Annotated in this window: 23 protein-coding genes and 3 pseudogenes; 7 read left to right on the top strand and 19 right to left on the bottom strand. The window is 71.1% G+C overall.

The window, feature by feature from the left end:
- From ACFYSH_RS14260 to ACFYSH_RS14250, 3 genes and pseudogenes are all read right to left on the bottom strand, one after another.
- Positions 1–303 (bottom strand): hypothetical protein, encoded by a 303-nt coding sequence (locus ACFYSH_RS14260; protein WP_359468692.1) that lies wholly within the window; start codon positions 301–303, stop codon positions 1–3.
- A 37-nt stretch (positions 304–340) separates the two neighbouring features.
- Positions 341–469, bottom strand: a pseudogene (locus tag ACFYSH_RS14255) (hypothetical protein); the annotation flags it as partial.
- Positions 470–532: 63 nt separating this feature from the next.
- Positions 533–798, bottom strand: a pseudogene (locus ACFYSH_RS14250) (DUF1269 domain-containing protein).
- Between the two features lie 251 nt (positions 799–1,049).
- Here ACFYSH_RS14250 and ACFYSH_RS14245 point away from each other — a divergent pair.
- Positions 1,050–2,165 carry a chemotaxis protein gene (locus ACFYSH_RS14245; protein ID WP_359468590.1) on the top strand — a complete coding sequence of 372 codons (1,116 nt, stop codon included), beginning with the start codon at positions 1,050–1,052 and terminating at the stop codon, positions 2,163–2,165.
- A gap of 78 nt (positions 2,166–2,243) precedes the next feature.
- Here the strand turns inward: ACFYSH_RS14245 and ACFYSH_RS14240 are convergent, their stop codons facing one another.
- The 11 genes and pseudogenes from ACFYSH_RS14240 to ACFYSH_RS14190 all read right to left on the bottom strand — a co-directional run.
- The gene (locus ACFYSH_RS14240; protein ID WP_388752551.1) at positions 2,244–4,631 is read right to left on the bottom strand and encodes a phosphoketolase; all 2,388 of its coding nucleotides are present in this window, start codon (positions 4,629–4,631) and stop codon (positions 2,244–2,246) included.
- A complete protein-coding gene (locus tag ACFYSH_RS14235) occupies positions 4,628–6,067 on the bottom strand; it encodes an NADP-dependent succinic semialdehyde dehydrogenase (protein ID WP_388752548.1) in 1,440 nt (479 codons plus the stop codon). The genes ACFYSH_RS14240 and ACFYSH_RS14235 overlap by 4 nt, the downstream gene beginning before the upstream one ends.
- A gap of 151 nt (positions 6,068–6,218) precedes the next feature.
- The gene (locus ACFYSH_RS14230) at positions 6,219–6,716 is read right to left on the bottom strand and encodes an ATP-binding protein (RefSeq protein ID WP_359468582.1); all 498 of its coding nucleotides are present in this window, start codon (positions 6,714–6,716) and stop codon (positions 6,219–6,221) included.
- A gap of 142 nt (positions 6,717–6,858) precedes the next feature.
- Complete coding sequence (locus tag ACFYSH_RS14225) at positions 6,859–8,955, bottom strand: xanthine dehydrogenase family protein molybdopterin-binding subunit (RefSeq protein WP_359468579.1); 2,097 nt, start codon at positions 8,953–8,955, stop codon at positions 6,859–6,861.
- A gap of 40 nt (positions 8,956–8,995) precedes the next feature.
- Positions 8,996–9,991, bottom strand: coding sequence for a xanthine dehydrogenase family protein subunit M (locus ACFYSH_RS14220; protein WP_359468577.1), 996 nt, complete (start codon positions 9,989–9,991; stop codon positions 8,996–8,998).
- Entirely contained in the window at positions 9,988–10,560 is a 573-nt protein-coding gene (locus ACFYSH_RS14215) for a 2Fe-2S iron-sulfur cluster-binding protein (protein ID WP_359468574.1), read from the bottom strand. Before ACFYSH_RS14215 ends, ACFYSH_RS14220 begins: the two co-directional genes overlap by 4 nt.
- Before the next feature lie 35 nt (positions 10,561–10,595).
- Entirely contained in the window at positions 10,596–10,991 is a 396-nt protein-coding gene (locus ACFYSH_RS14210) for a hypothetical protein (protein WP_359468572.1), read from the bottom strand.
- A 12-nt stretch (positions 10,992–11,003) separates the two neighbouring features.
- Positions 11,004–11,936, bottom strand: a complete 933-nt coding sequence (nrfD, locus tag ACFYSH_RS14205; protein ID WP_388752543.1) for an NrfD/PsrC family molybdoenzyme membrane anchor subunit — start codon at positions 11,934–11,936, stop codon at positions 11,004–11,006.
- Positions 11,933–12,835: a 4Fe-4S dicluster domain-containing protein gene (locus ACFYSH_RS14200; RefSeq protein ID WP_359468568.1), complete on the bottom strand. Its 903-nt coding sequence runs from the start codon at positions 12,833–12,835 to the stop codon at positions 11,933–11,935. Before ACFYSH_RS14200 ends, nrfD begins: the two co-directional genes overlap by 4 nt.
- Positions 12,832–16,104 (bottom strand): formate dehydrogenase, encoded by a 3,273-nt coding sequence (gene fdh / locus ACFYSH_RS14195; RefSeq protein WP_359468565.1) that lies wholly within the window; start codon positions 16,102–16,104, stop codon positions 12,832–12,834. The genes ACFYSH_RS14200 and fdh overlap by 4 nt, the downstream gene beginning before the upstream one ends.
- 167 nt (positions 16,105–16,271) lie before the next feature.
- Positions 16,272–16,568: pseudogene (locus ACFYSH_RS14190) on the bottom strand (LLM class flavin-dependent oxidoreductase); the annotation flags it as partial.
- Between the two features lie 52 nt (positions 16,569–16,620).
- Here ACFYSH_RS14190 and ACFYSH_RS14185 point away from each other — a divergent pair.
- The 3 genes from ACFYSH_RS14185 (at position 16,621) to ACFYSH_RS14175 (ending at position 18,935) form a co-directional block, all read left to right on the top strand.
- Positions 16,621–16,956: a DUF6479 family protein gene (locus ACFYSH_RS14185; RefSeq protein WP_359468562.1), complete on the top strand. Its 336-nt coding sequence runs from the start codon at positions 16,621–16,623 to the stop codon at positions 16,954–16,956.
- 134 nt (positions 16,957–17,090) lie between these two features.
- A complete protein-coding gene (locus tag ACFYSH_RS14180; RefSeq protein WP_359468559.1) occupies positions 17,091–18,005 on the top strand; it encodes a cation diffusion facilitator family transporter in 915 nt (304 codons plus the stop codon).
- A 102-nt stretch (positions 18,006–18,107) separates the two neighbouring features.
- Complete coding sequence (locus tag ACFYSH_RS14175; protein ID WP_359468556.1) at positions 18,108–18,935, top strand: VOC family protein; 828 nt, start codon at positions 18,108–18,110, stop codon at positions 18,933–18,935.
- A 16-nt stretch (positions 18,936–18,951) separates the two neighbouring features.
- On the opposite strand, the gene ACFYSH_RS14170 is transcribed toward ACFYSH_RS14175, so the two are convergent.
- Positions 18,952–19,533 (bottom strand): DUF6328 family protein, encoded by a 582-nt coding sequence (locus tag ACFYSH_RS14170; protein WP_359468554.1) that lies wholly within the window; start codon positions 19,531–19,533, stop codon positions 18,952–18,954.
- A gap of 247 nt (positions 19,534–19,780) precedes the next feature.
- Between ACFYSH_RS14170 and ACFYSH_RS14165 the strand changes: the two genes are divergently transcribed.
- Positions 19,781–20,167 carry a VOC family protein gene (locus tag ACFYSH_RS14165; protein WP_359468551.1) on the top strand — a complete coding sequence of 129 codons (387 nt, stop codon included), beginning with the start codon at positions 19,781–19,783 and terminating at the stop codon, positions 20,165–20,167.
- A 60-nt stretch (positions 20,168–20,227) separates the two neighbouring features.
- On the opposite strand, the gene ACFYSH_RS14160 is transcribed toward ACFYSH_RS14165, so the two are convergent.
- Positions 20,228–20,710 carry a GNAT family N-acetyltransferase gene (locus ACFYSH_RS14160; protein WP_359468549.1) on the bottom strand — a complete coding sequence of 161 codons (483 nt, stop codon included), beginning with the start codon at positions 20,708–20,710 and terminating at the stop codon, positions 20,228–20,230.
- A 43-nt stretch (positions 20,711–20,753) separates the two neighbouring features.
- Positions 20,754–21,158, bottom strand: a complete 405-nt coding sequence (locus ACFYSH_RS14155; RefSeq protein WP_388752536.1) for a DUF1992 domain-containing protein — start codon at positions 21,156–21,158, stop codon at positions 20,754–20,756.
- 227 nt (positions 21,159–21,385) lie between these two features.
- Between ACFYSH_RS14155 and ACFYSH_RS14150 the strand changes: the two genes are divergently transcribed.
- The gene (locus ACFYSH_RS14150) at positions 21,386–21,961 is read left to right on the top strand and encodes a hypothetical protein (RefSeq protein ID WP_388752534.1); all 576 of its coding nucleotides are present in this window, start codon (positions 21,386–21,388) and stop codon (positions 21,959–21,961) included.
- Positions 21,958–22,488 (top strand): hypothetical protein, encoded by a 531-nt coding sequence (locus tag ACFYSH_RS14145; protein ID WP_359468541.1) that lies wholly within the window; start codon positions 21,958–21,960, stop codon positions 22,486–22,488. Before ACFYSH_RS14150 ends, ACFYSH_RS14145 begins: the two co-directional genes overlap by 4 nt.
- Before the next feature lie 84 nt (positions 22,489–22,572).
- On the opposite strand, the gene ACFYSH_RS14140 is transcribed toward ACFYSH_RS14145, so the two are convergent.
- Entirely contained in the window at positions 22,573–23,367 is a 795-nt protein-coding gene (locus ACFYSH_RS14140) for a tyrosine-protein phosphatase (protein ID WP_359468538.1), read from the bottom strand.
- 108 nt (positions 23,368–23,475) lie between these two features.
- Positions 23,476–23,970: an SHOCT domain-containing protein gene (locus ACFYSH_RS14135; RefSeq protein WP_359468535.1), complete on the bottom strand. Its 495-nt coding sequence runs from the start codon at positions 23,968–23,970 to the stop codon at positions 23,476–23,478.
- Between the last annotated feature and the right edge of the window lie 38 nt (positions 23,971–24,008).

Raw genomic sequence — 24,008 nt, 5'->3', positions numbered from 1 at the left:
TCAGCGCGGTCCGGCCAGGGTCTGCGCGCAGTGCTCCGCGGCCTGCGCACGGGAGCCGAAGCGTGGCAGGTCCCGGCCGGTCCCTTCCCTGAGCGGGTCCGGCGGTCCCAGCCGGTCGCCCGGGTCGACGCCGGCCGCGCGCCGCCCGTCCCTGACGAGCCGAAACAGGCCTGCGCGCAGGAGCTCGACGGCGAGGGAGTCTGCGCCGGTCACCTCGCACAGGTCGAGCACCACCGAGCCGGCCCGTTCCGCGCCCGACTCGTCCAAGGCGTACAGCACACGCTCGGCGGGTGTCCGCCGCACCCGCGCCGTAGGAGTGCCCGTCCATGCTGACGAGGGCGAGCCCGAAGTCGTCGGGGTCCGACCTGGTCAACTCCGGGATGTAGTCGGCACGATGGCCCTCCCGTACGCCGGCGAAGCGTCCGTGGAGATCACACAGCGCGTCCGTGACGGCCCCGGACGCGCTCACCAGGAGGCCGCCGGCCGCCGCGCCGGGTCCCTCACGGGGCCCACGAAGGGCGCCCCCGCCTTGTCACTCCGCCTCGTCGCCGAAGATCTCGCGGAGCCTGGCCTCCCGCTCCGCGTCGAGGTTGCTGTGCAGCAGCTCGCCACCGTCGCCGGGCAACGACTCGCTGATGCGGCTGGGCACCTCTCCCAGGGTGAGCAGGAACAGCGCCGATGTCCCGGGTGTCACCTTCCGCTTGACCTCGGCGATGAAGTCGTCGTCGATGCCGACGTCGGCCAGCTTCCCGCCGAGCGCCCCCCGGCGGCGCCGATGGTCGCGCCCAGCAGTGGCATCAGGAAGATGAGCCCGAAGAGCATGCCCCGGAAGGTGCCGCTCAGCGCACCCGCGCCGACGAGGTTCTCCGCGGCGTCGGCCGTCCGGAACTTCCACACAGTGAGCGCGGACATCGCCTGCACCTCCGGAATAGCAAGAGAATAATTCGCCCATATTATGATCAAAAGGTATGAATTGACTCGTTGAACGACCCGCCCCACGCCGAGGGCGGCTCCAGTACCGAGGACCCCGAACCCTCCGGGAGGGAACGATGGATACGGACGCCCTGACGCCCGGCCTGCTGCAGGAACTACGCGCGACCAGGCCCTATCCGGCCCTGTCCCTGACGATGCCGACCCACCGCGTGGCACCCGACAACGCCCAGGACGCCGTACGGCTGCGCAACCTCGTGGCCGAGGCCGGCAGCCGGCTGGACGCCGACCCACGGGTGACCCGCGAGGCGCAGAAGGCCGTGAAGGCGCAGTTGGACCGCGCGGTCGACGACGTGGACCAGCGGCGCGCCCTGGATTCACTGATCATCCTGGCCGACTCGGACGGGTACCAGATCTGGCAACTGCCGCGGACGGCCCCCGCGCGCGTCGTCCTGAGTGACTCCTTCCTCACACGCAACCTCGTCGCGGCCAAGGCGGGGGCACATCTGTTCTGGGTGCTCAGCCTTTCCGCCGAACACGCGGCGCTCTGGTCGGGGACGGACGAGGTGCTGCGTGCGGAGGACCGGCGCGGCTTCCCGCTGAGCCCGCCGCACGAGAACTTCGACCCGGAGCGCCAGGCCCGGAGCGGCGGCGCTCCGAGCATCTACTCCAACGAGGACACCCGTAGCTTCTTCCGCACGGTCGACGGCAATCTGCGCACCGTGCTGGCCGCGGACCCCCGGCCACTGTTCCTCGTCGGACTGCCGCAGGCCCTCTCCCTGCTCGGGGACGTCGGAGAGTGCGCCAGGTCGGCCGCCTGCAAGGTCCCGAAGGGAACGACGGCGGAAACGACCGCGCCCGAGCTGGCCAAGGAGCTGAAGGCGGCGCTGGACGACTGGCGCGAGCAGTCCGACGCCGCCGTCCGGGACAGGCTCGACACCGCCCGTGGCGCCAAGTCCTTCACGGGCGGCCTCGACGAGGTCTGGACAGCCGCCAGGGAGAGCCGTGTGGCCTTCGTCGCGGTCGAGGAGCACTTCCAGCAGACGGTCCGGATCACCGACACCCACGTGCAGTCGGTGGATCCGGCGGACGTCGCGCCTGAGGACGGCGGGATCCGCGAGGACATCGTGGACGAGCTCATCGAGACGGTTCTGGACAACGGGGGCGAAGTGGTGTTCGTCGCCGACGACTCCCTCGCCGCGCACGGCCGGATCGCGGCGGCCCTGCGCTTTTGACCGCGTGCCCTGAGGTGAGCATCGCTGCGGCCGGCCTGCGAGGAAGCAGACCGGCCGCAGCGATGGGAGCAGGGCGCGTCAGCCCTGCCAGGTCCAGTCGGCCACCTCGGGCAGGTCGGTGCCGTGTTCCCGGATCCAGTCGTGGTGACGGGTGCGGGCGTCCGCCATCGCCTGCCGGACGGCGACGGCGCGTACCCCCAGGCCGGGCACCCGGTCGATCACGTCCATGACCAGCCGGTAGCGGTCCAGGTCGTTGCGGACCACCATGTCGAACGGTGTGGTGGTGGTCCCCTCCTCCTTGTAACCCCGGACGTGGAGGTGTGCGTGACCCGTACGCCGGTACGCGAGCCGGTGCACGAGCCAGGGATAGCCGTGGTAGGCGAAGATCACCGGCTTGTCACGGGTGAAGACGGAGTCGTACTCCGCGTCCGGCATCCCGTGCGGGTGTTCCCCGTGCGGCAGCAGCCGCGTCATGTCGACCACGTTGACCACACGCACGGCGAGGTCGGGAAGGTGACGCCGTAGCAGCCCGGCCGCGGCCATGATCTCCAGGGTGGGTACGTCCCCCGCGCAGGCCAGTACGACGTCGGGCTCGCGGCTGCCGTCCTCGGTGCCGGCCCAGTCCCACACCCCTGCCCCTCGCGCGCAGTGCGCGCGAGCCTCGTCGAGGGTGAGCCAGTCGAAGCCGGGCTGCTTGCCGGCCACGATCACATTGACGTAATCGCGGCTGCGCAGCACGTGGTCGGCGGTGGCCAGCAGCGTGTTGGCGTCCGGCGGCAGATAGACCCGGACGACCTCGGGGCTCTTGTTGAGGACGTGGTCGACGAAGCCGGGGTCCTGGTGCGAGAAGCCGTTGTGGTCCTGGCGCCAGACGTGCGAGGTGAGCAGGTAGTTCAGCGAGGCGACGGGAGCGCGCCAGTGCAGCCGGCGCGAGGTGCGCAGCCATTTGATGTGCTGGTTGACCATCGAGTCGATCACATGGGCGAAGGCCTCGTACGAGGAGAAGAGACCGTGCCGCCCCGTGAGGAGATACCCCTCCAGCCAGCCCTGGCAGAGGTGTTCCGACAGCACCTCCATCACTCTGCCGTCGCGGGCCAGATGCTCGTCGGTCGGGAGTACGTCCGCCTGCCACGCCTTGCCGGTGGCCCCGTAGAGTGCGCCCAGTCGGTTGGACTCGGTCTCGTCGGGCCCCACCACACGAAAGTCTCTGCGGGCGGCGGTGGCCGCCATGACGTCCTCGAGCAGTCCGCCCAGTACCCGGGTGGGTTCGTGCAGGGCCGTCCCCGGCCTGTCGACCCTGACCGCGTGGTCCTCGAGCGCGGGGAGCGGCAGGTCCCGCAGGAGCAGCCCGCCGTTGGCGTACGGTGTCGAGCCGAGCCGTGCGCGGCCCTCGGGGACGCAGTCCAGGACCTGGGCGGTGGGCCGGCCCTCGGCGTCGAAGAGTTCGCCGGGCCGGTAGGAGCGCATCCACTCCTCGAGCCGGCGCAGGTGGTCGGGATCGTCCCGGACCCCGGGCAGCGGGACCTGGTGGGCACGCCAGGTGTTCTCGACGGGAAGTCCGTCCACCTCCGCGGGCCCGGTCCAGCCCTTGGGGGTGCGCAGCACGATCATGGGCCAGCGGGGGCGTGCGGACGCGCCCTCGGCGCGGGCCGCGCGCTGGTACTCCTCGATGCGGTCCACGGCCCGGTCCATGGCGGCGGCGAGCGCGCGGTGGACCGCGGTGGGATCGTCCCCTTCGATGTAGAGGGGGTCGTGGCCGTATCCGCGCAGGAGTGCGTCGAGCTCCTCCTCGGGCAGGCGGGCGAGCACCGTCGGGTTGGCGATCTTGTAGCCGTTGAGATGGAGGATCGGCAGGACGGCCCCGTCGTGCACGGGGTCGAGGAACTTGTTGGAATGCCAGGACGCGGCGAGCGGCCCCGTCTCAGCCTCCCCGTCCCCGACGACGCAGGCGACCAGGAGCTCCGGGTGGTCGAACGCCGCGCCGTAGGCGTGGGTCAGCGCGTATCCCAGTTCGCCACCCTCATGGATGGAACCCGGGGTCTCCGGGGCGACATGGCTGGGCACGCCACCGGGGAAGGAGAACTGCTTGAACAGCGCAGCCATTCCGGCCCGGTCGCGGCTGACATCCGGGTACGTCTCCGTATAGCTGCCCTCCAGCCAGGAGTTGGCGAGGACGGCGGGGCCGCCGTGACCCGGCCCCCAGACGCACAGCGCCTGCCGGTTGCGCGCCTTGACGACCCGGTTGAGGTGGGTGTGGACGAGATTCAGCCCGGGTGAGGTGCCCCAGTGGCCCAGCAGTCTCGGTTTGATGTGCTCGGGGGCCAGCGGCTCCTCGAGGAGCGGGTTGGCCATCAGGTAGATCTGGCCGACCGCCAGGTAGTTGGCGGCACGCCAGTGCGCGTCGAGTGCCGAGATCTCGGTGTCCGAGAGGACGGGTGCCCCGGACGGTGTGCGGGCGTCGGTCATGAAGCGTCTCCCTGGGTCCCTGGGCGTGGCCGGCGGGCGTCCGGATCCGGTCCGTACCAGACCGTGGTGGCGTTGCAGAACTCGCGGATGCCGTGCCCCGCCAGCTCCCGCCCGTAGCCGGAGCGCTTCACCCCGCCGAACGGCAGCGCGGGGTGGGAGGCCGTCATGCCGTTGAAGAAGACCCCGCCGGCCTCCAGGTCTCGCACACAGCGGTCCATCTCCCCCTGGTCCCGTGTCCAGACGTTGGAACTGAGCCCGAAGGGCGTGTCGTTGGCGACATGCAGCGCGTCGTCGAGGTCCGCCACGCGATACAGCGTGGCCACCGGGCCGAAGGTCTCCTCACGGTGGATGCGCATGTCGGGAGTGATCCCGGTGAGCACCGTGGGCTCGTAGAACCAGCCACGGTCCAGCCCCTCGGGCCGTCGGCCCCCGCACAGTGCGGTGGCACCCTTACCCAGGGCGTCCTCGACGAGCTCCTCCAGGTCGGTGCGGCCCCGCTCGCTGGAGAGCGGCCCCACGTCGGTGGTCTCCTCCAACGGATCGCCGACGGTCAGGGCGCGCATTCCGTCGGTGAAGCGCTCGGCGAACGCGTCGTACACGTCCGTGTGGACGATGAAGCGCTTGGCCGCGATGCACGACTGGCCGTTGTTCTGCACACGGGCGGTCACCGCGGTCCCGGCGGCCTTCTCGATGTCGGCCGAGGGCAGGACGACGTAAGGGTCGCTGCCGCCGAGTTCCAGTACGGTCCTCTTCACCTCGTCGCCCGCGACGGAGGCGACCGCGCGCCCGGCCGGCTCGCTGCCGGTCAGCGTCGCGGCGGCGACCCGTGGGTCGCGCAGGATCGCCTCGACGGCGCCCGAGCCGATGAGGAGCGTCTGGAAGCAGCCGGCGGGGAACCCCGCCCTGGCGAACAGGTCCTCGATGTACAGGGCGGTCTGCGGAACGTTCGAGGCGTGCTTCAGCAGACCGGTGTTGCCCGCCATGAGGGCGGGTGCCGCGAAGCGCATGACCTGCCAGAGGGGGAAGTTCCACGGCATGACCGCGAGCACGACGCCCAGCGGCCGGTAGTGCACCCGGGCATGGGAGGCACCTGAGTCCTCGACGTCGGTGTCATCGGGGTGTTCGTCGGCGAGCAGCCGCTCGGCGTTGGCCGCGTACCAGCGCATCGCCTTGGCGCACTTGGCGGCCTCGGCGCGGGCGGCCTTGACCGGCTTGCCCATTTCCCTGGTCATGGTGCGGGCGATGTCCCGCTGGTCCTCGTCGAGGAGATCGGCGGCCCGGTTCAGCAGGCGGGCGCGCTCGGCGAAGTCCGTGGTGCGGTAGTCGCGGAACGCCCGGTGTGCGGCGGCGAGCCTCCGCTCGGTCTCCTCGCCGTCCAGTGCGTCGAATGTCCTGAGCGTCTCGCCGTTCGCGGGATCGACCGTCGCGATGGGCATGGCAGCGCCTCCTTGCGTTATTCTCCGACCGTGCCGCGCCGCGCCACCGCGCGCAACGCGGCTCCCTTCACGCACGCGTACCCGGCCGACGCGGATCATGCGTGCACGAGGCACACCGTCCGCAGCGGCCGGGTCGGGGCCGGGCTGTCCTTCACACGAGTTCGGCCAGGGGGCCGCTGTCAGCTGCCGGGCTGCTCTCGGCGGCCGGGCCGCTCAGGAACGTACGGCCGCCGGGGAGGGGCGTCTGCGGCAGCAGGCCGACGGTGTGCGGCGTCTCGGCATAGCGCGTGAACCACACGACCTTGCCGTCGGTGGTCCGGCACGTGCCCCAGCTGTCGCTCAGCGCCATGACGCGGCTGAGGCCGCCACCACCGCCGTCGAGCAGCCGGGGCATCCGGGCATCGTTGTCGGCCACGGACACCGTCAGGTGCCGGCCGGACCAGCGGAGCTCGACGACGCATGCGCTCTCGTCGCCGACGTGGCGCTGGACGTTCGTCAGGAGTTCCTCCGCGGCCCGGCACACCGGCCGGACGTGCAGCTCGAGACTCCAGTGACGGAGGTGGGCGGCGACTATGCGCCGCAGCTGGGAAATGCGCTCTGCCGACACCTGCAGTTCGACCAGATAGCGCCGGTCGGGTGGAACGGTCATCGTCGAGGCTCCTCACCGCGAGGCCCACGTGCTTCACCCCGTTGAACCAACGACCCCCGAACACGAAGCGTGAGCAGTAATCACTTCCGGGTCACTCATCAGGGTGGCCCGAGGGGGCCGGTTGCGCAACCGAAGCGGGACGTCACGGCAGGTAGGGCAGGAGCTTGTCCGGGGTGAGGGGGAGTTCGCGCAGCCGGGCACCGGTGGCGTGCCGCACGGCGTTCCCGATGGCGGCCGCGGTTCCTACGATGCCGATCTCGCCGATGCCCTTGCTCCCCATGGGATTGAGGTGCGGGTCCTCCTCGTCGATCCAGTGCGCCTGGATGTCGGGGACGTCCGCGCAGGACGGTACATGGTAGGAGGCCAGGTCGCATTCCGTGAAGTCGCCGAAGGCCGGGTCCATGGTGCTGCCCTCGGTGAGGGCCATGCCTAGGCCCATGACCATGCCACCGATGAACTGGGAGCGTGCGGTACGGGAGTTGAGGATGCGTCCGGCGGCGTACACGCCGAGCAGCCTGCGTACCCGCACCTCGCCGGTGAGCGAGTCGACCCCCACCTCGGCGAAGTGGGCGCCGAAGGCGTGCCGTGCGTACGGGGACTCCTGTGCCGTCTCCTCGCCGGTGTCGGCGGTGACGGTGAGGCCCTCGGGCGGGAGCGGTCCGGTGTGCTCGGCGAGCCGGCGCACCAGGGCGGTGGCGGCCTTGTGCACAGCGGAGCCCCAGGAAGCCGTGCCCGAGGAACCGCCGGCGACGGACGCGGCGGGCAGGTCGCTGCTGCCGATGTCGATCGTCACGTTCTCCTGGGGCGTCTCCAGGACCGACGCGGCGATCTGCGCGAGGACGGTGCGGGCACCGGTGCCGATGTCGGTCGCGTTGACCCCGACGCGGTAGGAGCCGTCCGGAGCGGCCTGCGCGGAGGCCGCCGACTTCGAGACGAGCACGGGGTACGTCGCCGAGGCGACCCCGGTGCCGAGCAGCCAGGGCCCCTCCTCGCGGGCGGCGGGCCGCGGGTCCCGGCCGTACCAGCCGAAGCGCCGGGCTCCCTCGGCCAGACAGGCGGCGAGGTTGCGGCTGCTGAACGGACGCCCGCTGTCGGGTTCGGTCTGCGGTTCGTTACGCAGCCGCAGTTCGACCGGATCGATCCCGAGGGCGCACGCCAGTTCGTCCATCGCCGACTCCAGCGCGTACATGCCGGAGGCCTCCCCCGGTGCGCGCATCCAGGACGGGCTGGGCACGTCCAGCGCTGCCACCCGGTGCGCCGTTCGGCTGTGGGGCGAGGCGTACATGACGCGGGCGGGTACGGCCGCCTGCTCGACGAATTCCTTGACCCGCGAGGTGTGCGTGACGATCTCGTGGGAGACGCTGGAGAGGACGCCGTCGCGGTCGGCCCCCAGACGGACCCTCTGCAGGGTGGGTGCGCGGTGCCCGATGATCGCCGCCATGTACCGCCGGGGCAGGGCGAGCTGGACGGGGTGACCGGTGTGCCGCGCTGCCATCGCGGCGAGGACCACCTGAGGGCGCGGCGTGCCCTTGGAACCGAAGCCGCCACCGACATGGTCGGAGATGACGGTGATGCGGTCCCGGTCGAGTCCGAGGGCCGTGGCGAGACTGTCGCGCACGGTGGTCGATCCCTGACTGGAGTCATGGACGGTCAGATGTCCGTCGGCCCACCGTGCGGTGGAGGCGTGCGGTTCCATGGGGTGGTTGTGCAGCCCCCGCAGCGTGTAGGTGGCGTCGATCCGCACGGATGCGGCATCGAACGCGTGCATGGCGTCGCCGCGTTCCCGCAGAGCCGGGAAACCGCCGTTCGCCTCCTCGGGGGTGTAGAGACCCGGGTGGCCCCCGGTGAGGACGACATCGTGCCCGGTGGCGGTGTACTCGACGTACACGGCCTCGGCGCCGGCCCGCGCGGATTCCAGGCTCTCGGCGACGACGAGGGCGACGGGCCAGCCCCGGTGCGGCACCCTGTCGTCCTGCAACACCGCGAGGATCGGGTCGTCGGGCTCCTCCAGCCGTGGTGCGTTGTCGTGGGTCAGGACGGTGTGCACCCCGGGTACCGCGAGTGCGTCCGCGGTACGGATCGCGGTGATACGCCCGCTCGCGACGGTGGCGGGGACGATCCAGCCGTACAGACGCCCTGGCACGGGGTGCTCCGCGGCGTAGCGGGCGGTGCCGGTGACCTTGTCCCGGCCCTCGCGGCGGACGACGGGCGCGCCCAGCGCCTGGGGGGAGTCGCTCATGACGGTAGTCCTCGGTTCGTCGGGGGTGTGCGGAGCGCGGTCAGGCCGGTGCGGCCTGGGTGGTGAGTTCGGCCAGGGCGCCGACGGCCATCCGACGGGCCAGGTCCACCTTGAAACCGTTGTCGCGCAGGGGCCTGGCCGCTTCGAGCTCGGCGCCCACCGCGCGCGCGAAGGTGTCCTCGGTCGCGGGAGCCCCACGCAGCACGTCCTCGGCCGCCCGGGCGCGCCACGGCCGGTGCGCGAGCCCGCCGAAGGCGAGCGACGCGCGGTCGACGCGGCCGTCGCGCACGCTCAGCACGGCGGCGACGGAGGCCAGGGCGAAGGCGTACGAGGCGCGGTCCCGGGCTTTGCGGTACAGGGAGACGGCACCGGCGGGAGGTGGCGGCAGCACCACTTCGGTGATGAGCTCGCCCGGCCGGATCACGGTGTCCTGGTCCGGGTTGTCACCGGGCAGCCGGTGGAAGTCGGTCACGGGTACGGTCCGCTCCCCCTCGGGCCCGTGCAGCTGGACGGTGGCGTCGAGTGCCGCGAGGGCGACCGCCATGTCCGAGGGGTTGGTGGCGACGCAGTCCCGCGAGTGACCCAGCACCGCGAGATCGCGGTGCACTCCCTCCCGGGCCGGGCAGCCCGAGCCGGGAGCCCGCTTGTTGCAGGGCTTGGAGACGTCCTGGAAGTACGGGCAACGGGTGCGCTGGAGCAGGTTCCCGCCCGTGGTGGCGGCGTTGCGGAGCTGCCCGGACGCGCCGGCCAGCAGCGCCTGTGACAGGGCGGGCCAGCCGCTGCGCACGTCGGGGTGGGCGGCGAGGTCGCTGTTGCGTACGGTCGCGCCGATCCGGAGACCGCCGTCGTCCGTCCGTGTCACCCGGTCCAGCGGCAGCCGGCTGACGTCGATGAGCAGACCGGGCGACTCCACGCCGAGTTTCATCAGGTCGACGAGGTTGGTGCCGCCGCCGAGGAACCGTGCGTCGGGGTGCCCCGCGCCGGCGCGGACGGCTTCGGCCACGGTGGCGGGACGCTGATAGGCGAAGGGTTTCACGGGGCCACGTCCTTGATCGCCTCGACGATGTGCGGGTAGGCGCCGCACCGGCAAAGGTTTCCGCTCATCCGCTCACGGATCTCGTCCGTGTCGAGCGTCGCCGGCCCTGCGGCGGCGAGCGCCGCCCGCGGGGTGGCGTGGGAGGGGAAGCCGTCCGCGGCCTCACCGATCATGCCGGCCGCCGAGCAGATCTGCCCCGGCGTGCAGTAACCGCACTGGAGCGCGTCCCTCTCCAGGAAGGCCGACTGCAGGGGATGCAGCCGGTCGCCCTCGGCCAGCCCTTCGACGGTGGTGATGCGGGCGCCCTGCTGGGCGACGGCGAACAGGAGACAGCTGTTGGCACGCCGGCCGTCGACGAGGACGGTGCAGGCTCCGCACTGGCCGTGGTCACAGCCCTTCTTGGCACCGGTGAGACCGAGGTGCTCGCGCAACGCGTCCAGCAAGGTGGTGCGGTGATCGAGCGTCAGGGTGCTCGCCGTGCCGTTGACGTGCAGAGTGTAGGTGGAACGGTCGTCGGGAGACGGCGCCTGTGCCGCTTCCGCGTCGACGGCCCCGGGGGTGGCATCCATGTACGCGTACCTTCCGGATTCGGGGCGGGCGGTCGTCATGCGGGGCGGTGGCTCTCCAGCCGTAGGCGGATCTCCTGCTCCTGGTCGCCTGCCGCTGTTCCGACGAGCCGGACGGTGAACGCGTCCGCCAGGTGCTTGCGGAGACGGTCGACCGCCCAGTAGCCGCCCTGTGCCTCGACCATCACCGGTACGGAGAGCTGCGCGGGGCCGGGGCCGGCCTTCGTCTCGGAGACGTCGACGGTCGCCGTCCACACGGTGGGGCGGGTGTCCGACGCGTCCTCGGGGGTGTCGCTCGCCGGACGGTCGGAGACGAAGGAACTGCGCAGCACGTCGAACACGGTGTGCGCGTCCTCCTTCGGGCAGCCGGTCACCGCGACCACGACGTCGCCGCTCTCCTGGTGTGCCTGTGTCTGTTCCTGCGTGCTGTTCACCTGGGATTCCTTTCACTGGGAGCGCTGTGAGCGCTGTTGGACGGCCTCGCGCTGGGGGCCGACCGTGTGGGCGGGGTCCTCGGCGGAGGCGATGCCCGCCGCGAACACCCCGAAGCGTGTGCAGGCGGAACCCGCGAGCAGTGCGAGGCCCGCGCCGGCGGCGACGGTACGGCTGCGGTGTCCGAGAAGGAGGGCCGCGGTCGCCCCGACCGCAGTGAGTCCGCGTGCCGCGCGCATCAGCGTCCCGGCACGGCCCTCGCGGTAGGTCACCGCGACGGAGCCGAGGCGCCGTTCCACGGCGCGGCTCGCGGCGCCGTCGGCGGCGGCCGCGATTACGCAGGCGTACCGGGCCGGGGCGTTCTCGTGGAGGGGCCCGGCTGCCAGCGCCATTCCGGCGGCGGCGGCAGTGGCCGACGCCCCGAAGAGGTAGGGGAGTTCGCGGTGTGCGCCGTGCCACGCGGGTACGGCGGTGTCTGCCGCCAGCACCGCGGTGTACGTCGCCAGGGCGGGGCCGAGCACCGCGGCGGCCGCGGTGGCCGCGGCGCCCGTCCTGGGCAGTCGCCCGGTCACCGCGGTGAGGGCGGCGGCCCCGGCGGCGGGCCCGTAGCCGCAGAGCAGCCAGGAACCCATGCTCATCGGCGAGGTCGGCTTGAAGACGCGCAGCATGTGGGGAAACCGCGACGGGCGGCCGAGGTCGTGGACGAGCGCGGCCGCGGAGAGGCTCACGGCGGCGAGCGAGGACATCTTCATGGCCTTGGCGGTGTCGCCGCGGCCGGTCAGGTGGGCCCCGGCGGCGAGGACGGACCCGGCACCGGCGAGACCGCCGAGGAAGAAGTACCCCGCGATGTCCTGTGCGGACCACGACGGTGCCTTGATGACGGGCCGGCCGTAGTAGGAGGTGAACTCCGCGCGGGCGGCCTTCCTCCTGGGCGTGCTGGTGGTCATGTCCGGCCACTCCTTCGGGTGAGTACGGGGATCGCGAAGGAGAGGGCGGCGCCCGTGACCAGCGACAGAGCGGCGATGCCCGCGTGGCGCCACATGGCCGGCAGGTCCCGGGTGGTGACCACGGGGGCCGGCGGCAGCCCGTACACCTCGGGTTCGTCCAGGAGGAGGAAGAACGCGCCGTCCCCTCCGACGCCGTTGTCCGGTTCATGGCCGTACAGCCGGGCCTCGGTGACCCCGGTGCCGCGCAGTTGTTCCACCCGCAGCGCGGCGCGCTCCCGCAGTTCGTCGAGCGGGCCGAACTGGATGGACTCGGTGGGGCACGCCTTGGCGCACGCGGGTTCCTGCCCTGCGCCGAGACGGTCGTAGCACATGGTGCACTTGAAGGCCCGGCCGTCCGTGGGGCGCTGCTCGATCACTCCGTACGGGCAGGCGGGTACGCAGTAGCCGCAGCCGTTGCAGATGTCCTCCTGGACGACGACCGTGCCGAATTCCGTGCGGAACAGGGATCCGGTCGGGCAGACGTCCAGGCACGCGGCGTGGGTGCAGTGCTTGCAGACGTCCGAGGACATCAGCCACCGGACGCCCGTCGTGTCCTGCGGCTTCCCCGGGTCCGGCTCGACGAGCGGCAGTTCCGTACGCCCTGCGGGCACGGGCTGCTCGACGAAGGCGACGTGCCGCCAGGTGGAGGCGCCCAGGCCGCCGGTGTTGTCGTACGACATACCGGTCAGCTTCAGCCCGTCCTCGGGGAGGGCGTTCCACTCCTTGCACGCGACCTCGCACGCCTTGCAGCCGATGCAGACGGAGGTGTCGGTGAAGAACCCGACGCGCGGCGGGGCGTTCTCGTGTCCGGCGTCGCCCGCCGGGTCGGGCTCGGGCCCGCTGAACAGGTTGTCCCTCACGTCGTCTCCTGCGTTCCGGTCGTCTCCGTGATCCCGGCCCGGCGGCGGTATTCCGCGACGAGTTCGGGCAGTGCCGGGCCCCTGGGCCTGCGCCCGGGCCGGATGTCGGCGGTGAGCGCCTTGTCCTCCTGGATCAGGGCGTTGGGGTCCAGCGCGATGGCCACCAGCTCGTTCGCCGCGTCCCCGGTCACGATTCCGTTGGGTCCCCAGTGGAAGGGAAGACCGATCTGGTGCACGGTCCGGCCCCGGACGGTCAGCGGTGCGATCCGGCGGGTCACCATGACACGGGCCTCGACGGCGTTGCGGGCCGTGACGATCGTCGCCCAGCCACCGTGTTCGAGCCCTCTCTCCGTGGCGAGCTGCGGCGACACCTCGCAGAAGAACTCAGGCTGGAGCTCGGACAGGTAGGGCGACCAGCGGCTCATCCCGCCGGCCGTGAAGTGTTCGGTGAGCCGATGGGTGGTGACGACGTACGGGTACACGTCCGCACCCGGCTCGTCGCCGCTCGGGTGGTAGCGATTGCCCTCGCGCGGGTGCAGTTGCCTGACCGGTGAGCGGGAGCGTGAGGGGTGGAGCGCGTTGGTGAAGGGCGAGTCCTGCGGTTCGTAGTGCGTGGGCAGCGGTCCGTCCTCGAGGCCGGAGGGGGCGTAGAGCCAGCCCTTGCCGTCGGCCTGCATGATGAACGGGTCGTCCCCGCGCAGTGCGTCGGGCCCTTCGGCGCCGGGAGGAGGTACGTGGCCGGGGGCGCGGTCCGGGACGAAGTCCGGGACGTCGTACCCGGTCCACCGGCCTTCGGCCTCGTCCCACCAGACGTAGGCCTTGCGGTCGCTCCACGGGCTGCCGTCGGGGGCCGCCGAGGCCCTGTTGTAGAGGATGCGCCGGTTGGCGGGCCAGGCCCAGGCCCACTCGGCCGCCACCCAGTCCTGCTCCGCATGGGGCTTGCGGCGGGCGGCCTGGTTGACTCCGTCCGCGTACACCCCGCAGTAGATCCAGCATCCGCAGCGGGTCGAACCGTCGTCCTTGAGCTCGGTGTAGGCGGAGAGCGGGGCGCCGTCCGGGCCGTACCCGTTGATCTCGGCCAGGACCGCTGCCGATACCGGTTCCTCGAGCGGACCGTCGACCGGGTAGTCCCAGGTCAGGTCCTGGACGGCACGGTCCATCGGATCGGCGGAGGCCGCGAGCCGCTCCTTGATACGCCGGCCGAGGTGGTAGGTGAACCAGAGGTCGCTGCGTGCGTGGCCCTCGGGCTCGACGGCCGCGTGGTGCCACTGGAGCCACCGGTTGGTGTTGGTGAAGGAGCCGGACTTCTCGGTGTGCGCCGCCGCCGGGAAGAAGAAGACCTCGGTGCCGATCTCCGCGGTGGTCATCTCCCCGGTCTCCGTCTCCGGGCCGTCCTGCCACCAGGTGGCGGACTCGATGAGCGAGAAGTCGCGGACGACCAGCCATTCGAGCTGGGCCATGCCGAGCCGTTGCAGCCGTGTGTTGGCGGAGCCGACAGCCGGGTTCTCGCCCATGAGGAAGTAGCCCTTGCATTCCCCGGCGAGTTGCGCCATCACCGTCTCGTACGTGCCGTGCGCGCCGGTGAGACGGGGCAGGTGGTCGAAGCAGAAGTCGTTCTCGGCGGTGGCCGCGTCGCCGAAGTAGGACTTGAGCAGGCTGACGAAGTACGCCCTCATGTCGCCCCAGAAGCCCTTGTCGGTGCGGCTCGCCCGGATGAGGGCGTCGAGGTTCTCGTGGGCGTGGGCGTGCGGCATCGGCAGGTAGCCCGGCAGCAGGTTGAAGAGGGTCGGGATGTCGCTGGAGCCCTGGATCGAGGCGTGTCCGCGCAGGGCCTGGATGCCGCCGCCGGGGCGCCCGATGTTACCCAGGAGCAGCTGGAGCACGCTCGCCGCGCGGATGCACTGGGCGCCGGTGGTGTGCTGGGTCCAGCCGACTGCGTAGGCGAAGGCGGTGGTCCGGTCACGTCCGGAGTTGGAGGTCAGCGCGTCGCAGACCTCCAGGAAGACCTCCCGCTTCACCCCGGTGATCTCCTCGACCATCTCGGGGGTGTAGCGCGCGTAGTGGCGCTTGAGGATCTGGTAGACGCATCTCGGGTCCCGCAGGGTTTCGTCGCGCGGCGGCCATGCCTCGGCCTGCGGGCCTCCCGACCCGTGGGTCTCGGACCCCGCCGCGGAGTGGATCCGGCTCTGCGCGTCGTCGCTCCCGGCGCGGTCCTCGTACAGCTCGTCCACGGCCCCGGAGGGTGCCTGTACCTCGGTTCCCCGGTACTGCCACGTGCGGGGGTCGTAGTGGGCCTTCTCCTCGTCCAGGCCCGAGAAGACGCCGTCGAGGTCCTCGGTGTCCCTGAAGCCGTCGCCGATCAGCGTCGCGGCGTTGGTGTAGTTGAGGACGTACTCCCGGAAGTCCTTCTCCTCGGTGAGCACGTGGTTGATGATGCCGCCGAGGAACGCGATGTCGCTCCCGGCCCGGATGGGCACGTAGAGGTCGGACAGGGCACTCGTGCGGGTGAAGCGCGGGTCCACATGGATGATCCGCGCGCCGCGGGCCTTCGCCTCCATCACCCATTGGAAGCCGACCGGGTGGGCCTCGGCGAAGTTCGACCCCTGGATGATGACGCAGTCCGCGTGCTGGAGGTCCTGCATGAAGGTGGTCGCTCCGCCGCGGCCGAACGAGGTACCGAGGCCGGCCACGGTGGAGCTGTGGCAGACCCGCGCCTGGTTCTCGACCTGCACGATGCCGAGCCCCGTGAAGAGCTTCTTGATCAGGTAGTTCTCCTCGTTGTCCAGGGTGGCTCCGCCGAGACCGGCGATGCCCAGGGTGCGTGCCGTGCGGAGCCCTTCGTGCTCCCACTGCCAGGTCCTGCGCCGGGTCTCGACGACTCGGTCCGCGACCATGTCCATGGCCGTCTCCAGGTCGAGCGGCTCCCAGTCGGTCGCGTACGGGCGCCTGTACAGCACCTGGTGACGGCGGGCCGGACCAGTGGTGAGCTGCAGCGTCGAGGAGCCCTTCGGACACAGCCTGCCGCGGCTGACCGGTGAGTCCGGGTCACCCTCGATCTGGACGACCCGGTCGTCCTTCACGTACACCTGCTGGCCGCAGCCCACCGCGCAGTACGGGCAGACGGACTTGACCACGCGGTCGGCGGTGGCCGTGCGCGGCCGGGTCTCCTTCGTCACCCGCGATACGACCGCCTGCCCTCTGCCCAGCGGGTCGCCGCCGGTCAGCTGCCGGTACACGGGCCAGCGGCCGAGCGGGTTGCGTGTTCCCATCGGGTTCCTCCAGCGGTCCGGGGACTGACTCCAGGCTCACCCCACGGCTCCGTGTCGGCGACACGAGCGATGGCTCGGACGAGCGGGCCCGCGAAGATCTCGTACCCGGTGAGCGGCGGGGAAACGTGTGGGTCCCCGCTCCGGTCGTGGGCGTTGACGGCCCTCGACGCGAGCGTGTGGAGCGTCGCCGCCTTCCGCGCGATCACCCTCGGGTGGTGGCGCGTGGTCGGACAGGTGACGTACGTCGTCGCCGGGATCCTCGACGTGGCCTGCGCGGCGGCTCCCGGGACCGGCCAGGCGTAGGGCGCGTACCCCCTGGGAAGCGGTGACGGAGAAGGCGGAGCCGGCCGCTTCCGCCGCTACCACGTCCTCGACGAGGTCCGGGGCCTTGCTTGCTCGGCCTTGATCGTGTAGCCGATTTGATCCCTATGAAACACATTTACCGTGACATCGCCATAAAACATGAATTCATGTCAATGGCTGTCTGTGATCGACGTCCTGGGGTATGCGGCATGCATGGACGTAACGAACGGAGCATGGGAATCGCTCGCCAGCACGGGCGGCGCCGACGGGCCGGGCGCGGTAGGCGTGGTCATCGGAATCATCGGTCTGCTGGTGGTGCTTCTGCTGATCGGCGGCTTCTGGTTCGGGATGAGGCGCCGCGACAAGGAATCACGGCCGCCACGCCCCGATGAGCAGCCACCACGTCCGGATCACCGGACGGAGATCCAGGAGAGCGGGCAGCACGGCTCGGACCACTTCCCCGAGAACGGCCGCGCCCTCTCGCCGTACGAGCTCAGCGACCGCGGTAACGAGGTGATCCCGCCGGAGGACGAACGCCGGCGTGACTGACACACGATCCCGTCGGCCACCGGAGGCCGACGGGAAATCGGACGTCCGGGCCTGTCATGGAGCGGGCCCGGACGTCTGTGCCTGGGCCCGTCACCTTTCACCGTCGATCGGAGGAACATGAAACCGGGGGGCATATGAATCAGCGGGAGTCGGACCGCAGGACCCGCGTCACCGTTCTGGTCGCGCTCGCCGCCAACCTCGTCATCGCCGTGGCCAAGGGGGTGGGGGGACTCTTCTCGGGCTCCCCCGCCCTCCTGTCCGAAGCCGCCCACTCCGTGGCGGACAGCGTGAACGAGGTCTTCCTGCTGGCCGCGCTCAGACGGAGCCGCCGCCCGCCGGACACCCGCCATCCCTTCGGGTACGGCAAGGAGCGCTACTTCTGGTCCCTGCTCGCGGCCGTCGGGATCTTCGTCGTAGGGGGCTGCTTCTCGTTCTTCCAGGGCTTCGAGGCGCTGAGCCGGGACGAGCAGGAGTCACCCGATGGATACATGGTGGGACTGGTCGTCCTCGGGGTCGCCCTCCTGGCGGAAGGCGGTTCGCTGCTCCGTGCTCTGCTCCAGCTCCGCGGGGAGAAGGGTGCGGCCCGCGACCCCGCGCTGCGGACGGTCGTCGCCGAGGACAGCACGGCCGTGCTGGGTGTGCTGCTGGCCATGGCGGGGATGGTGCTGCACCTGGTCACGGGAGACGTCGTATGGGAGGCGTCGGCCTCTCTGGGAATCGGCCTGCTGCTGGTCTACGTCGCCTTCCGGCTCGGCAAGGACGCCCGCGACCGGCTGATCGGGGAGTCCGCCGATCCTGCCCTCCGCCGGGGCGTCGCGGAGTTCCTGACGTCACAGGCCGAGATCGACAACGTCGCGGCCCTGTTCACCATGAGCCTCGGTCTCGACTCGGTGCTGGTGGCTGCGCGTGTCGATCTGGCGCCCGGCCTCGAGAGCGAGGAGGTCGAGCGGGTCGCCGTCCGGGTCAAGCGGGCGATCGCCCGGAGCTGGCCGGAAGCCGATCACGTCTTCCTCGACATCACGAACGCGCCACCCCCCGGCGGTGTGTGATCGCGGCCGGCGCGTGTTGCGGGAGTCGCCGGGGCGGATGAGGCTGGTCCTGGCCGCGCGGCAGCGAAGAAGTCATGCCGCAGAACCGTAAGGCAGTGGACCATGACTCCTGGCGATCCGCGGACCGCACCGGAACCGGCGGTGCTGAGCGGGGCGAGCGCTCCGTGCTGGGTCCACCTGCTGACCCACGACCTGGAGGACGCGCAGCGCTTCTACGGCGCCGTTCTCGGCTGGACCTTCCGTCCCGGACCGCTGGGCCGGGACTTCCTGATGGCGCGCTCCGACGGTGTGCCGGTGGCGGGCATCGGCGCGGTCGCGTCCGCCTATCAGGTGGGCGTGGCCTGGATGCCCTACTTCTCGGTCCGTGACGCCGATGTCGTCTCGGACCGCATCCGCGAACGCAGCGGAACGGTGGCCGTGGGCCCGCTGACGGTCGGGCAGGGACGTGCGGTCCTGGCCGCCGACCGCGACGGAGCGTCCTTCGGTGTCTGGGAGTGGACAGGACGTGCGGCCACCCTCGCGCCGTCCGGGAACCGGGCGCACGCCTGGCTCCGGCTGCGGACCAGGGACGCCTTCGACGCCGCGATCTTCTACGGCGAGGTCCTCGGCTGGGAGAGCGGCGAGCCCGGGGGCTGCGAGGTGGCGTACGTGAAGGAGGAGGTGCTCGTGCGCTGCGGCGGGCGCCCGCTGGCCCGCATCAGCTCAGGCGCCCTGGAGGCCGCACCCGACCCACAGGTGCGCCCGCACTGGCAGGTGCAGTTCCCGGTGGCCGACGTGAACGCCGCGGTCCTCGCCGCGGAGCGGAACGGTGGGGCCCTCATGGAGCGGCGCGGCGTGTCACACGGCGACGAGGCGACGCTGCGGGACCCGGACGGCGGGCTCTTCACCGTGACGGACGTACGAAGCCCGGCGGATGAGGACGACGACTGACGAAGGGCCGGCCGTGTCAGGAGCGCCGGCCGGAGTCCTCGGCGTCCCCGGCCTCTCCCCCGTCGGCCGGCCGACGGCCGTTGTCACGGGCGATGGCCCACAGCGGGAACACGAACCAGCAGACCAGGAACCACAGGGCCATGCCCCCCACCAGCCACAGGGCCACCACGTTGTGCAGCGCGACCCGCAGGATGAGCAGCAGCGTGCTGCACATCGTGCAGAAGAGCAGCCCGAGCCCCAGTTTCGTCAGGCGTGAGGCCCAGGTGACCGTCTGTGGCTTCAGTCGCCGGCCGGTGAGCAGCCGGTGGTACGTCACGGGCCCTATCAGGGCGGCCGCGGTCCCCGATCCGAGCATGACGGTCACGACGTAGATGTTCCGGTCGACGGTGGAGAGATCGGCGAAGCGGGGCTGGAAGACCACCGCGAGCAGGAATCCGAACAGGATCTGTACGCCGGTCTGCGCGACCCGGAGTTCCTGGAGCAGATCGCTCCACTGCCGGTCAGCCCGCTCTTCGTCGGTCTCCTGCCGCCCGCTGCGCGGGTTCCTCGCGACCCGGTCTCTCCCGTCGCCCTCACGACCCGCCGGTATGTGTCCCATCGACGCCTCCTGAACCTGGTAGAGGTGTACTGGTTCCCCGCCGAGCTGGTGTGAATCCTTGTGCTCCATGGTGGCAGCCGCCCGGGAAACCACCACGACGGACGCCGGAAGGCGAAGCCGACTCCGGGCCAAGGCCTCGACGCACCGTGACAACTCCCTTAGGATCGGCATACGGCATCGCGCGTCGGTCACCGGCTGGGTGAGGCGTGGAGGTAGCCCGTGAGATGCCTGTTGGAGGCATTCCACAGTGTCAGTCGAGTTGAATCACACCATCGTTCACAGCCGGGACAACCGCGAGTCCGCCGAATTCCTGGCGCACATCCTGGGTCTCACCGTCGGAACGGAATGGGGCCCCTTCATCCCGGTGGTCCTCGCGAACGGCGTCACGCTGGACTTCGCGACCGTCCCCGCCGAGTCGATCACCGTGCAGCACTACGCGTTCCTCATCTCCGAGGCGGAGTTCGACACGGCCTTCGGCCTCATCCAGGAGAAGGGGATCGCGTATTACGCCGATCCCCACCGCAAGCACCCCGGCGAGATCAATCACAACGACGGCGGACGCGGGGTGTACTTCCCCGATCCCAGCGGTCACGGGATGGAACTCATCACCCGTCCGTACGGCGGCTGGTCGTAGAGCTCCCGCCGCTCATGGCACACACGAGCGGCCCGGCCGGATCCGGCCGGGCCGCTCGGCTCAGGGACCGCCGTCGACCGTCAGCGTCAGCTCGGGCCGGTCCCACATCACCGCGGGCGGGCGCGCCGCGACAATACCGGTGCGTTCGGCGCCCACGCTGCGGTAGAAGCCCTCGGCCGGCGGGTGCGCGACCACGCGGACGGCTGCCAGGCCGACGCGGCGCGCCTCGTCGAGCAGGTGGCGCACGAGAAGCCGTCCGATGCCCCGGCCCTGGGCGTCGTCGGCAACGAACATCAGGTCCAGTTCCGGCGGTGACAGGATCAACGCGTAGAACCCGAGCAACCTGCCGCCGTCGTCCACGGCCACATGGACGGCATGCGCTTCGATGTAGTCCGGGCCGACCTTGTACCCCTGGACCAGGGGTGCGTACGGACCCTCGTAGGCGCGTGACCCGGTGACCAGACGGGTGAGCCGCTTGGCGTCCCGCGCGACAGCTCGTCTGACATGGACCCCGCCACACCGGTCCGTAACACTCGATCTCATGAGATGAGTATTACGCAAACCGGGTCCCGGGCACATACGGCGCTCAGCGCCCGCGTCGCCCGGCGTGCCACTCCCAGACGATCGCGTCGATGTCGAACGGCGCGAGGTTCAGCGGCGGACCCTCCGGCGGCCTGGCCAGTGCCTCGCGGATCCTCCCGTTCACCTCGGTCAGGATGCGCCGGACCTCGGCCTCCGACGGCGCGTGGGACGCCTCCTTCCGGGCGTCCTCTGCCGCCTTCCGAAGCGTCAGCGAGGGCGGGAGCACCGACAGTCCCTCACGCTCCATCTTCGCCTTGACCCACCACATCGCGTCGTAGGGCCTGTCGAGACCCGGGATCGGCTTGCCGGCACCCGGCAGGTCCTCGAAAGCACCTTTCTCCTCGGCCTCGCGAATCTGCCGGTCCACCCACGTCTCGAAGCCGACCCCTGGGGGTTTGCGCTCGGTCACCGCGTATCCCTCTCGCAACTCGTGTCGGACGGCGCCGCGTTCGGACGGGTACGTCCGGGTCCGTGCATTCCAGGTTACCGGGGGCATTCCCGCTTGAACCGCGTCCAGCGGGTACACGGCTGGTGCACACAGCCCGGCCTGCACAGCGAGCCGGGCCCGAACCGGAAGGGGTTGACGAGAGTGAAACAGCACGACGCACCGACCGCGAACCGACGGGAGCGTCGGCCATGACGACCGTGGTGATCATCGTTGCCGTCGTCCTGGTGGCCGCGCTCGCCTTCTTCCTCGTCCGCGGCCGTGGGACGGCGGGCCGTGGGCTGCGACGCCGCTTCGGACCCGAGTACGACCGGGTGGTCGCCCGTCACGACGGCGACACCAAAGCGGCCGAGCACGAGCTCTCCGAGCGTGTGAAGCTGCACGGCTCCCTGTCCGAGCGGCCCCTTCGGCCGGAAGCTCGCGAGGCGTACGCCCGCCGCTGGGCCGAGGTGCAGGAACAGTTCATCGACTCCCCCAGGAACGCGGTCGTAGAAGCCGACGCGCTGTTGGCACAACTGGCGCGCGACCGGGGCTTCCCGGACGGCGACAGGTTCGAGGAGCAGACGGCCGCCCTGTCCGTCCATCACGCCGAGCAGGTCGACGGCTACCGCAGGGTGCACACGGCCGTGCGTGGCCACGGGGGCACGGAGGAGATGAGGAAGGCCCTGGTCGAGTCCCGGGCACTCTTCGACGTACTGCTCGCTGACGCACCGGCTGAGCCGGCACGGACGGACCGACACGAGACGAAGGGCGGGGCAGCAGCATGACCGACCGCACCGGACACACGACAGAACCCCTCCCCGCCACGGACCCGGGGCACACCACCGGCACCCCTGCGCCCGCATCCACGGGTGTGCAGGCAACCACGTCGGGCAGGATTCCAGGAGCGGCGACCGGGGACAGCAAGGGCCTCGAGCCCAAGCTCGGAGGTGTCGGCGATCTCAGCGTTCCGCCCGCCCCGCGCGCGGCGCCCGCCGTACCGCCGACCGAGCACACCGCCCGGCACGAGGCCACCTCCACCGCACACCCCCTGATCCCCCGGGACGATCAGGACGCGCTGTCGCTGCGCATGCAGCAGGCGGTCACCGACTTCGTCGAGAGCCCCCGCCGGGCGGTCGAGGAGGCGGACAACACGTTCGACCGGATCGTCTCGGGCCTCACCGAAGCCCTCGCGGAACGCAGGCGCGTCCTGCGTGCGAGTTGGCAGGGGCAGGACACCGATGCCCGGACGGAGGAGCTGCGCATAGCCCTGCAGCGTTACCGCGACATCAGCGAACAGCTGCTGAAGATCTGAGCGGCGCAGCCGCCGCTCGCCGGCCCGGTGCCACGTCTCCCGACGTGGCACCGGGCCGTCTCCCGTCCGTACGGTCCGGCACCGTCAGACGGAGACGACCAGGTCGTCGCGCAGCCGCTCGGCCACCGCCGGGGGAAGACGCAGCGCCTTGGCCAGATAGCCGTCGAGTCCGCCCCACCGCTCGTCCATCGCGTCCAGCGCCGCCTCGAGGTACCGGGGCCGCGCGTCGATGACGGCGGACGCGATGTCCGGGTCCCCGCCCTCGTCCAGAAAGCGCCGTACGGCGGGTCCGAAGGCGGCGCGCACCGCCCCGTTCACCGCGACGAACTCCGCGCGCACGACAGCACGCGACGCCCCCGCCATCATCAGCAGCAGCGCGGTGGCCCAGCCCGTCCTGTCCTTCCCTGTCGCGCAGTGGAACAGCAGCGGTCTCGCCCGCGGATCCGCGACGGTGTCGAGGAAGGCACGGTAGGCGGCGGCCGCACCCGGGGACAGGACCATCTTCCGGTAGGTCTGCGCGAACAGCGCCTCGGCCCTTCCGCCACCGAGCAGGCCGGCTGCTCCTTCCGGGTCGGTGAGCAGCGCCTTGAGCCGCGCCGGTGCAACCCCCGGGTTGTCGCCGAGTACGTCGGCGACGAAGAGCCTGGCACCCGCCGGAAGTCTGTCGGGCGCCCATCGGCGCTCCTCGGCGCTGCGCAGATCGACGACGGTGCGGATACCGAGGGCGGCCACCGCCATGTCGTGCTGCTGGAATTCGCTCAGCTGGCCCGAGCGGAGGAGGATTCCCTGCCGCAAGCGGCGGTGGTGCCCCAGGGCGATACCACCCAGATCGCGCAGGTTGACAACGGTGGAGGCGGGGACGGCCCGGGCGGTCTGCACGATGAACTGCCTCTTTCCCGACAGACTGCAGGTCGGAATCAACGTCGCACGGCGTACGAATATCGACAAAGGAAACGTGAGGTGTGGGGGCGCCGGCCGGGCGGGCGATCAGTCGGTGAGGATCCTCGTCTTCTGTTCCGAGAATTCCGTGTCGGTGAGTACGCCGCGCTGTTTCAGGTCGGCGAGCCTCTCGAGCAGCGTGATGACGTCGTCCCCGCCGTCCGCCGGAACCCGCTCGTGCGCCAGAAGCCGGCCACCCGCCTCCTGGACCGCCCGGGTGAGAGGTACCGACCAGAGGTCCTCCCAGACGATCAGCGCGGCAGAACCCTCCTCCGGCAGACGTCCGAGCGCATCGAGTCCGGCGATCTGCGGCAGCCCGGCCGGTGGGTCGTCCGGGGGATCGAACGGCACCAGCCCCTGGGGGTCCATCTCCCGCAGCCCGACGCGCTCGATGGCGCCTCCTGCCGCTCTGCGGACGAATGCCAGATCGAGGATGCGTACCGCGTCGGACACGACGGCGTCAGCCAGTACGGGCGCGATCGCGTCGGCGAAGTGTCCGACGGGAAAGGTGACGACGAGGTATTCCACGGGCCCCACGACCACGGTGCGTCCTTTCCCTGCGGTTCTGGATCGTTTCGGAT

Origin of the sequence: Streptomyces sp. NPDC005791 (assembly GCF_042871485.1) — a bacterium.
Lineage (GTDB): Bacteria > Actinomycetota > Actinomycetes > Streptomycetales > Streptomycetaceae > Streptomyces.
The sequence above is the reverse complement of the archived record's forward strand: the minus strand, read 5'-3'. Positions and strand labels throughout refer to the sequence as shown.